This window comes from Maribacter arcticus, from assembly GCF_900167935.1.
Classification (GTDB): Bacteria; Bacteroidota; Bacteroidia; order Flavobacteriales; family Flavobacteriaceae; genus Maribacter; species Maribacter arcticus.
In genome coordinates this window covers 137942-150479 of sequence record NZ_FUYL01000011.1, presented here as the reverse complement: position 1 = coordinate 150479, position 12538 = coordinate 137942, and the positions used below count along the sequence as shown (strand labels likewise).

Here is a 12538-nt window from a genome sequence, read left to right as displayed (position 1 = left end):
AAAAATTATTTTTGCTCTGCAATAACTTCAAATCCAAAATCAACGATAACCTCACGGTGTAATCTGATTTGTGCATTGTAAGGGCCAGTTCTTTTAACAGCACCACCTAAAATGCTAATGAATTTTTTATCGATTGCATGACCATCTTTAGCTAAAGCCTCTGCCAAATCACCGTTAGTAACTGAACCGAATAATTTATCGCCAGCACCTGTCTTAGCAGTGATTTTTAATTCTAAAGCTTTTAATCCCTCTTCAGTTTTCTTAGCGGCATCAACAACTTTTTTCTCTTTATGTGCTCTTTGCTTTAAGTTTTCAGCTAAAACTTTTTTAGCAGATATTGTAGCCATTGCAGCTAAGCCTTGAGGAATAAGGAAGTTTCTTCCGTATCCGTTCTTAACATTAACCACATCGTCTTTAAAACCTAAATTTTGTACGTCTTCTTTTAATATAAGCTCCATGATTCTTTTCTTATTATTTTAATAAATCAGCAACATATGGCATTAATGCCAAATGACGAGCTCTTTTTACCGCTTGGGCTACTTTTCTTTGATACTTCAATGAAGTTCCTGTAAGTCGTCGTGGTAACAATTTACCTTGCTCGTTTACCAACTTCAATAAAAAATCTGCATCCTTATAGTCTACGTATTTAATACCGGACTTTTTAAAACGACAATACTTCTTTTTAGTGTTGGTCTCAATGTTCAATGGAGTTAGATACCTGATCTCTCCATCTTTCTTTCCTTTTGCCTGTTGTTGTAATGTTGCCATAATACTTAAGCTTTAGCGGTTTTTTTGTTTCTTGTTCTTCTTCTTTCTGCCCATGAGATAGCGTGCTTGTCCAATTTAACGGTCAAGAAACGCATAACACGTTCATCTCTTCTAAACTCCTGTTCGTAAGGTGTAACTACCTCACCAGTGTTAGTGAATTCGAACAAGTGGTAAAACCCACTCTTCTTGTTTTGGATTGGATAGGCCAATTTCTTTAGCCCCCAATTCTCTTTAGCTACCATTTTGGCGCCATTGTTAATTAAGAAATCCTCGAATTTCTTAACTGTTTCCTCTATCTGTACATCTGATAGAACGGGATTCAAAATGAAAACAGTTTCGTAATGGTTCATATTATATTTGTTTTAAGGAGTGCAAAAATAGAGATTATTTTAAAATAATTATAAGAAATACGAATATTCTTCGTTATTAGATGGTAACAACATGAAAAATAGACCAAATCTTAATCATATAATCATTACCAAATACACGATCAACAGTGCATTGTTCACATCTTTTGTTGCAGTTCAGCATGTTTTTTCGGTTATTTGTCGATGATTTAACCCCACAAATCAGCCCTTATGAAGTTAAGAAGTATCATCGTTGACGATTCATCCATGCAAAGGATGGCCGTTGCAAAGTTGGTAAACAATCATCCTAATTTAACTATGGTAGCAGAATACAGTAACGCTATTGAAGCTAAAAATGGAATCAAGAACCATGAGATAGATCTTATATTTCTTGATGTTGAAATGCCAATTATCACAGGATTCGACCTACTCGAATCATTAGAAAACAGTCCTCAGGTAATTTTGATTACCGGGAAACCAGATTATGCACTCAAAGCATTTGACTATGATGTAACGGATTATTTACATAAACCGATTACTATGGCACGTTTTGACGCATCTGTTAAAAGAGCTGTTGCTAATTACGAACAATTGCACCGAGTAAATGAAGATGAGGAGCATATTTTCGTAAAGAGTAACCTTAAGAAAAGAAAGGTTATATTAAATGATATTAAGTGGATTGAAGCACTTGGTGACTATATAAAACTAGTAACTGATGAAGCTAATATCGTAATCTTATCAACAATGAAATCTTTTGAAAAGCAATTGCCAGAAGATAAGTTTTTAAGAATACATAAATCTTACATCATTAACCTTGAGAAGGTTGAGAAATTCAACAGTAAAAATGTTGAAGTTAGTGGTAGATCTATACCATTAAGTAGAAATAAAAAGACAGAACTTGCCGAAGCGCTTAGTAACGTATAATATATGATATAATTTTACTTTCAAAAAAGACCGCTAATTAGCGGTCTTTTTTATTATATATGGTCTACGTTATAAATAACTCTAACACTTCTATACATTGCTACCGCTTTAAATGATTTCTCTATACGTCGAATGTTGGCTTTAGTTTGAGCTAAAGATTGCACTTTTTGAACCTTAACCACGAGATGCTTCAAATACTGATTTCGAATTCGAGCTACCGGTGGATATTCCGGACCTAATACAGTGCCTCCGAAATTAGAACGTAATGCCCCTGCAAACCAATCTGCCGCTTCATTTAGAACATTATAATTTTTATGTTTGAAGGTAACCTTGATAATTCTGTTTACAGGCGGATACTTAAATTGCTCTCGTTCATATAACTGTTCTGTATACATACCCTCATAATCACTTGTAGTTACCTGTTTTAAAATTTGATGATATGGATTATAAGTCTGTATAATAACTTTCCCTCTTTTTTTAGTACGCCCTGCCCTTCCCGATACTTGGGTCAATAACTGATATGTTCTTTCGTGAGCTCGATAATCTGGAAAATTCAACAGTGAGTCTGCGTTCATTACCCCTACTAAATTCACATTTCTAAAGTCTAGGCCTTTGGTCAACATTTGTGTTCCTACTAAAATATCAAGTTCTTGTTGCTCAAATGCAGTAATTATCTTTTCATAACCATGCTTACCGCGTGTTGTATCCAAATCCATCCGACCCACTTTTGCATCTGGGAACAATCCTTTTACTTCTTTCTCTATTTGTTCAGTACCAAATCCTTTTGTGTCTAAATCAGGACTACCACAGGCAAAACAACTTTCGGGCAATGCAGTATGGTGACCACAATAATGACAACGTAATTGATTTTTAAATTGATGATAGGTAAGGCTGACATCGCAATTTGGACATTGAGGCGTATGCCCACAGGTTAAACATTCTAATAAAGGTGCAAATCCTCTTCTATTCTGAAACAGTATTATTTGATTGCCTTCTATAAGTGTTTCTTGCATCTCCAATAAAAGCCTTTCGGAAAAATGCCCTTTCATTCTTTTTTTACGTGTAGCCTCTTTTATATCAACCAACTCAATCTCTGGCATCAAAACATTACCGTATCGTCTAGTAATTTCCGTATAACCGTATTTACCGGTTTTAGCATTATTATACGTCTCAACACTTGGTGTTGCTGAGCCTAATAACACATTGGCATTATGTAAATTACCTAAAACAATAGCAGCATCTCTTGCATGATATCTAGGTGCTGGATCAAATTGCTTGAAAGAGCTTTCGTGTTCCTCATCAACAATAACTAAACCCAATTTACCAAAGGGTAAGTACATTGCTGAACGCGCACCAATTACCAACTGTGCCTTTTGTTTAGATTGCAAAACATTTTGCCAAACCTCTACACGTTCTTGAACATTATACTTAGAATGATAAACTGCTATTTTCTCACCAAAATATTCTTGCAACCGACTGATTAATTGTGTGGTCAATGCAATTTCAGGAAGTAAATAAAGTGCTTGTAAGCCCTTTTCTAAGCATTCTTCAATCAACTTTACATATACTTCGGTCTTCCCAGACGATGTAACTCCTTTTAATAGCGTTACCTTCTTTTCCTTAAAAGCAGCTTTAATATCTATCAAAGCAGATTTCTGATATTCATTTAAATCTTTGGTTTCAGATTCATCAGAACTTCCATCATAATTGATGCGGTCAGTTTTGATAAAATATTCTTCTAAGATTCCTTTATCGACCAATGACTTTATTACTGCTTTAGATGTATTACTTGCCTTCTCTAATTCTGAAATTTTTATAGGTTTTTGACTTCTACCCTGCAATTGAAAAAGTGTAAGCACAACTTGACTTTGCTTAGGAGCTCTTGTCAATGATTTTAGAAGTTCTTCTAATTTATCATCTGCACCGTATTCTTCACCTAACTTAACATACCTAACTAATTTAGGCCTATACTGCTCGTAAACCTCTTCTTTAAGAACTATGATTTTTTTCTCCAATAATCTTTGAAGAATAGGTAGAACGTTTTTACGCTCTATAATTGCCGATACCTCTTGAACCTTTAATATTGATTGATGCTGAAGGGCTTCAAACACCAAAAACTCGTCATCTAAAAGTTCATTTTCATCAACCTCGTATTCTGTATTTCGTAAAACTAGTGTTTCGCTCTCCAACAAAAAAGCACTTGGTAATGCACTACGTACTACTTCACCTAATGTGCACATATAATAAGAAGCAATCCATTCCCAGTGTTTGAGCTGTATTGGATTTATAATCGGATAGTCATCTAATAGCTGATGAATTTCTTTTGCCTCATAGGCTTCAGGAGGGTTTTGATGAACACCATGAACAATGCCTGTATATATTTTTGATTTGCCAAAAGGTACCGCAACGCGCATGCCTGGCTGCAACAGTGTTGCTTCCTCCTCTGTTATACTGTAAGTAAAACTTCGCTCTAGAGGAATTGGTAATATTACATTAATAAAATTTGCCATAACTATCCTTCCACTCGCAACCAAGTCTGGGTTCTGAAGATGAATGCTAAATATCCTCTTACTTTTAATTCATTTTGATTATCTGGGTTCAACCATATTTTGAATCTAAACGTCATCGCTTGTTGTGGGTCAAACAATCTTTTCCCTTTCCATTCACCATCTTCGTGTTTTCTACCTGCAGTAATTATCTCCATGCCTTCAACAGGCTTATCCTTTAATTCTCCATCACATTTTGCACAGGTTACACCATCCATTCCTTCTTCTAAAATTTTAACCACCTTACCATACATTAAGCCATCTTTCTTATAAATTTCAATGACGCCTTTTGGCAAACCAGTGCGGTCGTCAATGGTTTTCCACTTTCCAAAAACGGATTGTGCAGAAACATTCATAGACAGCAAAAGAAAAAGTAGAATACTTAATTGAACGGTTTGATTTATCATTCTTTTTTAGTGATTTTTCTTAAGGTATTTAAGGATGCATTTAACTCGAACCCAAGTAGCAATATATTAGAATTTAACCAGATGTAAACCATTAATATCAATAATCCTCCAAGAGCACCGTATAATTCATTATACCGAGCAAATTTTTCAACATAAATCCCAAAAAGATAAGATGTTATCAAAAATAAAATAGTGGTCATCAATGCCCCTATAGAAAAGAAACTGGCTTGCTTTCCTTCCCTTGTTCCTGAATAATACAAAATTGCAGTCGTAAAGTAAGAAAGAATTATAAAAAAAAGTACTTTGGCAATTTGAACTCCTACCACTTCTTCCTCCTCCAACACATATCCGCCCTGTTTGGCTGCAAACTCCGAAAGATAACCTAGAACATAAAACTGAAAATATATAAAAGCTACAAATCCTAAAATAATTAAAATCGCCAAAATGAGGCCTACCATTAAAGCGTATAAATATTGCTTAAAAAAATTGCGAGTCAATTCAATATGATAAGACGTCTCAAACCCCCCAAAAATAGAATGTACGCCATTAGCCATTAAAAAAATGGAAAGTATAAAGGCCGATGATAGTAATCCCCCACTTTTTTGGTCTTTTATTTGCTGAAATACCTCACCGAAATAATCACCAGTTGCACTGGGTAAAAAAGATTCTAAGAACAAGCGAAACTGAACATCAAAATCACCATGCTCAATACTAATATAAGATACCAAAAAAGGCACCAACGTAACCATGAATATTAATAGCGGAAATAACGCCATAAACAAGCTAAAAGCAATGGCACTAGCTCGCGTGGATAATGTACCTCTTAAAATACCAAACACATACATCTCTAACAGATCATATACCGAAAGTCCCTCAAGACCAGGTAATTTGACCTTTTTCAAAAGCCTGACACCCCAATTTATTATGGGGATTTTTTCTAGCTTTTCCTCAACCTCTAATGACATCTACACTGCTTTTAAACTCAAATCCATATTGTAAACAGAATGTGTTAATGCACCAGATGATATATAGTTCACCCCGCAATTTGCATATTCCCTTATTGTCTTTTCATTAATACCACCTGATGATTCTGTGAGGCAGGTATCCCCTATTAACCTAACAGCTTCCTTCGTATCATTATAATCGAAGTTATCAATTAAAATACGGTAAACTCCATCAGATTTTAAAATTTCTTTTATCTCCTCTAAATTTCTTGCCTCAACAATAATCTTTAAATCCCTTCCGGTTTCTTTCAAGTAATCTTTAGTCTTATCAATTGCTTTTGTTATTCCGCCTGCAAAATCAATATGATTATCCTTTAGCATAATCATATCATAGAGAGCGAATCTATGATTTTCACCTCCTCCAATTTTCACTGCCCATTTTTCTAAAGCTCTAATACCTGGTGTTGTTTTACGAGTGTCTAAAATTTTTGTACCGGTGCCTTCTAGCAAATTCACAAACATATTTGTTTTTGCAGCTATTGCACTCATGCGCTGCATAGCATTTAAAACTAAACGTTCTGCTTTTAAAATACTTTGAGAACTACCTTCTACATAAAAAACTATATCACCATGATTTACTGGAGAACCATCTTTTATAAGAACATCAATTTTTAAGTTGGGATCTACAAAATAAAATACTAATTCAGCAAAATCTACCCCAGCAATAATACCTTCATCTTTTACCAACAATTTTGCTTTACCGACGGCAGTATCTGGTATACATGCCAAGGAGCTGTGGTCACCATCACCAACATCTTCACGAACGGCATTTGCTATGATTAATGTAATCTCTTCTTTAAACTGTTCTTCTGAAATCATATTCTATAGAATCTATTGTATTGCTAAATTACAAAGACATTTGCGAAATTGATTTACTTTTGAAATATGACTATAAAACTTTTAGCCATTGGCAAAACAGATAGTTCTGAACTACAAGAGCTTATTGACGTTTATCAAAAACGATTGCAACATTATATTAATTTTGAAATTGAGATAATTCCTGATTTAAGGAAAACCAAAAATCTATCTGAGGAACAGCAAAAAAATAAGGAAGGTGAACTAATCCTTAAAAAATTATCACCAACAGATGCTTTAATTCTTTTTGATGAAAAGGGAAAACAGTATACTTCAATAGAATTCTCGCAATATCTTCAAAAGAAAATGAATTCTGGAATTAAACAATTAGTTTTCTTAATTGGCGGACCTTATGGTTTTAGTAATGAAGTATACAATAAGGCTTCAGGAAAAATAAGTCTTTCTAAAATGACTTTTTCACATCAAATGGTACGATTATTTATAACAGAACAGATTTATAGAGGGTACACCATACTAAAAAACGAGCCATACCATCACAATTAAAATTATTTTAGAATAGGCCTAATTACTATTATTGTTCCTTTTCTAAAGATTTAACCATATTGTTCGAAACTTGCTCTAATTCATTGAGCTCTTCCATCAAAAAGGTTATCATCTCTTCTTTATGTTCAACATTTTTCTCTATTCCTAACACACGATGAAAGTTTTTAATATTAGCCATATGAGAATTGAATGCGTGGGTTTGATGCCAAGAAATCTCTTTTAACTTTTTATTCTGACTTGTTATTTTTTTTATGGAAGGATTTATAAAGAAGAATATTTCTAGAATAAGTATTACTAAAGAAAATACAGCAAGTTCTAATTCAATAATCATTAATGCTTTGATGTTCTCCTCAGATGCTTTTTGAAACTGATTTACAATAACATCCATAATCAATAGATACTCATCAGCCTCGGTAGTCAAATTCTCTATAGAGACCTTATCTAAGGTATTGAAATTGTCTAAACTTGACAGAATATAATTTAAATGTGGTTGTAATTTGATGAAATTTCGCTGAATAATTTCATCATCTAAAGGCTCTAAACCCATTACTTCATTGCCTTCTTGTAATGCATCATTTGTTGAAGCTAACTTATTAAGCACCAATCGCATTTTACCATAGTCACATGTTGAATATCTACATTGATATATATATTTGACAATCATTTGAGAAAACATTCGCTGTCTACCGGCAATATTAATTCTTAGAGCATCGTGCCTTTGTTGGGCTAAAGAAAATTGAATGATAGATTGTATTGCAATGGTCAACACTATAACCGTAATAACTAACAAGTAATAGTTATTAAAACCCTTAATTTTTTTCAAAAAAGCTTCTAACATTATTAAAGACATTTCCTACAATATCGAAAATACAATTATAATTAGAAGCAAAAAGACTAATGTTGTGATTACAACTTAAACCATTGCGTACGCACAAATAACACTAGTCTAGTTGCAAACTCTAAAGTATTTAAGACCTAATTTTTGAATCGAGATTTTCTAAAAAAACACTACTAGTACAATACTCTAAACTTAATAGTGTTTTCTACCTTTTTCAAAGCTTTTAAAACATCTTTATTATACTCTTTATCCAAGTCCGTAATTACATAACCAACTTCATTATCAGTAGAAAGATATTGACTTGATATATTTAACTCGTACTCTGCCAAAACCTTATTGATTTTAGCCATAATACCAGGAACGTTTTTATGAATATGAAGAAAACGGTGGGCTTTATTCTGCTTCGGCAAACGAATATTCGGGAAGTTCACAGCATCAACAGTATTACCAGTGTTGATATAGTCCATAATCTTATTCGGAACAAAGTCTGCGATATCACGTTGTGCTTCTTCTGTACTACCACCGACGTGTGGTGTCAAAATCACATTAGCGAACCCTTGTAATTTAGTATGAAACTCTCCATTACTTGCAGGCTCATCAGGATATACATCAATTGCTGCGCCACCAATATGTCCGCTTTTTAAACCTTCAGCAAGTGCTTCTATATCAACCACAAAACCTCTTGAAAGGTTAATTAGCATAGCACCCTTTTTCATTTGATTTATTTCACGATTACCAATAAAGTTCTTATTTGCTTTATTATCATCGATGTGTAAAGTAACTACATCTGAAACGTTCAATAAATCTTCTAGTGTGCCACATTTTACCGCATTACCTAGTGCCAATTTATCATCGACATCATAATAATATACTCGCATACCCATAGCTTCAGCCAATACAGATAATTGCTTACCAATATTACCATAACCAACTATACCTAAATTTTTACCACGCACCTCACGTGATCCTGCAGCTGTTTTTTGCCATTGACCTTCGTGAATCTCCCTGCTACGGTCAAATACACTACGCATAAGCATAATAATCTCACCTATCGCCAATTCTACAACTGATCTTGTATTGCTGTAAGGCGCATTAAAAACTACAACGCCTTTTTTCTTAGCATTCTCCAAATCAATCTGAGTTGTTCCAATACAGAATGCACCTACTACTAAAAGTTTGTCGGCAGCGTCCAAAACCTTTTGTGTTACTTGTGTTTTTGAACGTATACCTAAAACGTGTACGCCTTTTATTTTTTCAATTAGCTCATCTTCAGACAAACTGTTCTTTATTAATTCAACGGAAAACCCATCTTCAGAAAGATTTTCAAATGCAGCGGTGTGCACGTTTTCTAATAGTAGGACCTTAATCCTATTTTTCGGGTACGAGATATTTCTTGGCAACTTGTTCACAAATAAAAATTCATCTAAACTTGGTGTAACATAATCCGCATTATTTGCGGCTTTTTCTCTATGCACGTTTTCAGTATAAGCAAAAAACTTATGTGCTATACCTGCTTCGCGCATTACATAATCACTGTAACCATCTCCTATTACTTGAACCTCTCCATCCAAGTCCATTTGCCTAAGACAATCAATCTTGCCATTATGCTGAGATAATACATTATTCTCATCGAAACCGATGATATTTCCTTCTTGGTCGAACTTAAATGTATTTGCATACACGCGATCCGATGGAATATTATATTCTTTAACTATTGGATCTATAAATTCTTTAAAACCACAAGATATTACATAAATATCATCAGCGTATTTCTCAAAGAATTCTTTATTAGATTCTATAGACTTCGATATTTTACTTCGAAGTTCTTTTACAAGGCCTTCTAAATCATCTTTCTTGGCATGTAAAAGTTTAATTCTGCGTTCTAAAGATTCGGTAAAAGAAATATCCCCATCTATACCTAGATTAGTGATTTTTTGAATTTCCTTTATAATTTCATCTTTGTCTGACTTTCCTTTTAAGGTCATTTCCGCAAGCACATCTAAGGCCTCTACCCTAGTTAACGTACTATCAAAATCAAAAACGTATTTCCTACTCACTTCGACCATTTCTACCTTTTGTTTTATTTAGTGTTCTTGCGATTAAAATAAGGAGCAAAAGTAAAAATTTAATTTATCCTGATAAATGTTATCTCGTAAATAAAACAAAAATGATTGGTTATGATGTAAAACAATCAAATGCCATTAGAATTAGTTTAAAAACCGGAGTACCTCGTCAGAAAAAGGTGCTGTTTTATAAGTAGCATTATGATCTCCTGGCACTCTAACTAGTATTCCGTTTGCAAAAGTATCACTTAACTGTTTTGCATCTCCATTATCCGTATCTTCATACCCACAAATTACCATGACATCAATCTTAGTTTTTCCTAAATTCTTTTTTGAAGTTACAGGTTGATATTTTTGCTGTAGATGCAGCGAACGCAAATCTGCATATATCGATTTAGCATATGCTACAGCTCCTTTAGTCTCATCATTTATGTCACCATCAAAGGCTTTTGCAAATAAAATTCTCCTATCCCACTGCGGATTCGTAAAGTCTATACCCATGCCACCTAAAACCGCTTTTTCTATTCGCTTATCTGTAGTCAATAGTTTTGCTAAAACAATACTACCTCTAGAATACCCAACAGCCTTATAACTTTTAATATTTAAATGACCCATTAGTAACTTTAAATCTTTGACTTCTGCATCATTTTTATATGCTTTTTCTTCTTGTGGCTTGCCTGAATCACCATTACCTCGTAAATCAGGCACAATAACTCGATATCCTCTATCAAGTAAATCTTTTTTCAATTGTGTGTTATCCCATGATTTTCTTGAATTTATAAAACCGTGAATCAATAATACCGGTTCACCCGTTCCTGCATCATTATAAACAATATTTATACCATCGAAAGTCTTAAATTCTTTAGTCTGTGAGAAGGATGCATAAGTAAAGAAGAATAGAAAAATGATGACTAATTGGTGGTTTTTTTCATAATTATATTCCTTAAGAAATATATAGAAGTCCGGCCAAAATCGCCAATCCGAAACTGACTAATGTACCTATCAGAATATATTCAGTAAGCTTTCTATTATTTCGTTCTTTCAAGTCATTAAACCTAAAAACCGATTTTGCAGCTATTAATAGACCAATCACTTCCCACCTACCAATTACTATAAAGATTAACACGAACAGCCGTTCTATTATGCCAATATATTTACCAGCATTTGGTAATGATTTATGATCCGTTTCTATTTGATTCGACATACTTTCAAGAATCTTACCCATTATAATTGCCGATGGATAGGTAACAAAAACAATGGCAGTTATTAAAGACCAATCTAAATTTTGAAAGAGTGTTAGCGTATGCTCATATAAATTAGTATAAAAAGCACAGCAATAGATAAGTACAACATGTAGCCCTTGATCAATAAAAAAAGGAATACTCTTGTTCTTGAAAAATGAATTGGAATACAATTTTAATAAGTCGATAATAAAATGACCCATGGCAATTACTAGTGCTATTTTCCATAAAGACAAATCCCATAAAAGAAGCATATACAGTGCAAAATGCAGCAATACATGTACGTATAAGTATTTTGACGTAATCTTATTCGATTCTTTGTGAATCACCCATTTTGTTGGCTGTAGAATAAAATCACCAATTAAATGACCTAAAATTAATTTTATGAACATCAACATATTAATTATCTGTTATGACCTCTTCATAATAGGATAAAACATCTAAAACGAGGTCCAATCTTGCTCTTTTTAATCGTTGACTTACAGCAGACTGTTTAATTCCTAACTTTTGTGCAATTTCTTTTTGTGAATACGTAGGATGGTCTAAAACTAGGGTCACTATTTCAGCAGATACTACACTCCAATCATCCATAAAATCTAACGCCAATTGTAATATCAAATTAAGTGTTCGGTCTTTCTGCTCGCGCCCCGTTGCGATACTAATATTTACTTTGCTTTCTTTTAAAGATTCGAAATTTCGCCCTGAACGTTGGTATGCTGGCCCATTAGATTCAGTAACTCCTGTACCTATATAGGTTTCTAAACCTATACCTATACCCATTCTTACGTCTAACCCTTTTATAGTTTTTAACATTGCTTTAATTCGGATTGCCGTAAACAAAGCATTTTTCTCCGTGACTTTTAATTGAAACTCATCACCACGGTAAATTTCCCAATTCATTGGTGAAGGACCAAACTGGTTGAAGTATTGCTTCAATAAATCTAACCATTGAGAACTTGGATGATTTTCAGAATTTATAATATCTCCGGTAATTATCGCTATCATGATTATTAATTAAAAAGCTAATATATCAAATTATAA

Annotated in this window: 14 protein-coding genes; 2 read left to right on the top strand and 12 right to left on the bottom strand. The window is 33.6% G+C overall.

The features are described from left to right. Positions 1-5 precede the first annotated feature (5 nt). The 3 genes from rplI to rpsF are packed head-to-tail and all read right to left on the bottom strand — an operon-like array spanning position 6 to position 1118. Entirely contained in the window at positions 6-458 is a 453-nt protein-coding gene (gene rplI / locus B5X55_RS16465; protein ID WP_079513903.1) for a 50S ribosomal protein L9, read from the bottom strand. Positions 459-471: 13 nt separating this feature from the next. Next, positions 472-768 carry a 30S ribosomal protein S18 gene (gene rpsR / locus B5X55_RS16460; protein ID WP_027067300.1) on the bottom strand — a complete coding sequence of 99 codons (297 nt, stop codon included), beginning with the start codon at positions 766-768 and terminating at the stop codon, positions 472-474. A gap of 5 nt (positions 769-773) precedes the next feature. Next, a complete protein-coding gene (gene rpsF, locus B5X55_RS16455) occupies positions 774-1118 on the bottom strand; it encodes a 30S ribosomal protein S6 (protein ID WP_079513901.1) in 345 nt (114 codons plus the stop codon). A gap of 228 nt (positions 1119-1346) precedes the next feature. Between rpsF and B5X55_RS16450 the strand changes: the two genes are divergently transcribed. Further along, positions 1347-2039, top strand: coding sequence for a LytR/AlgR family response regulator transcription factor (locus B5X55_RS16450; RefSeq protein WP_027067302.1), 693 nt, complete (start codon positions 1347-1349; stop codon positions 2037-2039). A 53-nt stretch (positions 2040-2092) separates the two neighbouring features. Here B5X55_RS16450 and priA read toward each other — a convergent pair whose 3' ends face one another. The 4 genes from priA to nadC are packed head-to-tail and all read right to left on the bottom strand — an operon-like array spanning position 2093 to position 6815. Further along, positions 2093-4549: a replication restart helicase PriA gene (gene priA, locus B5X55_RS16445; RefSeq protein WP_079513899.1), complete on the bottom strand. Its 2457-nt coding sequence runs from the start codon at positions 4547-4549 to the stop codon at positions 2093-2095. 2 nt (positions 4550-4551) lie between these two features. After that, entirely contained in the window at positions 4552-4992 is a 441-nt protein-coding gene (locus B5X55_RS16440; protein WP_079513897.1) for a DUF2147 domain-containing protein, read from the bottom strand. Next, positions 4989-5957, bottom strand: a complete 969-nt coding sequence (locus B5X55_RS16435) for a YihY/virulence factor BrkB family protein (protein WP_079513895.1) — start codon at positions 5955-5957, stop codon at positions 4989-4991. The genes B5X55_RS16440 and B5X55_RS16435 overlap by 4 nt, the downstream gene beginning before the upstream one ends. Beyond that, positions 5958-6815, bottom strand: coding sequence for a carboxylating nicotinate-nucleotide diphosphorylase (gene nadC / locus B5X55_RS16430; protein WP_079513893.1), 858 nt, complete (start codon positions 6813-6815; stop codon positions 5958-5960). A 66-nt stretch (positions 6816-6881) separates the two neighbouring features. Here nadC and rlmH point away from each other — a divergent pair, with 66 nt between their 5' ends. Continuing rightward, positions 6882-7355, top strand: a complete 474-nt coding sequence (rlmH, locus tag B5X55_RS16425; protein ID WP_079513884.1) for a 23S rRNA (pseudouridine(1915)-N(3))-methyltransferase RlmH — start codon at positions 6882-6884, stop codon at positions 7353-7355. Positions 7356-7383: 28 nt separating this feature from the next. On the opposite strand, the gene B5X55_RS16420 is transcribed toward rlmH, so the two are convergent. The 5 genes from B5X55_RS16420 to B5X55_RS16400 all read right to left on the bottom strand — a co-directional run bounded on the left by B5X55_RS16420 (position 7384) and on the right by B5X55_RS16400 (position 12502). After that, on the bottom strand, positions 7384-8178 hold the full coding sequence (locus tag B5X55_RS16420) for a type IV pili methyl-accepting chemotaxis transducer N-terminal domain-containing protein (RefSeq protein WP_159447560.1): 795 nt from the start codon (positions 8176-8178) through the stop codon (positions 7384-7386). 188 nt (positions 8179-8366) lie between these two features. Further along, a complete protein-coding gene (gene serA / locus B5X55_RS16415) occupies positions 8367-10259 on the bottom strand; it encodes a phosphoglycerate dehydrogenase (protein WP_079513880.1) in 1893 nt (630 codons plus the stop codon). A gap of 141 nt (positions 10260-10400) precedes the next feature. After that, entirely contained in the window at positions 10401-11051 is a 651-nt protein-coding gene (locus B5X55_RS16410; RefSeq protein ID WP_234999769.1) for an alpha/beta fold hydrolase, read from the bottom strand. A 148-nt stretch (positions 11052-11199) separates the two neighbouring features. Then, positions 11200-11889 carry a DUF3307 domain-containing protein gene (locus B5X55_RS16405; protein ID WP_317042734.1) on the bottom strand — a complete coding sequence of 230 codons (690 nt, stop codon included), beginning with the start codon at positions 11887-11889 and terminating at the stop codon, positions 11200-11202. 7 nt (positions 11890-11896) lie between these two features. Next, positions 11897-12502 (bottom strand): SatD family protein, encoded by a 606-nt coding sequence (locus B5X55_RS16400; RefSeq protein WP_079513874.1) that lies wholly within the window; start codon positions 12500-12502, stop codon positions 11897-11899. Positions 12503-12538: the final 36 nt, after the last annotated feature.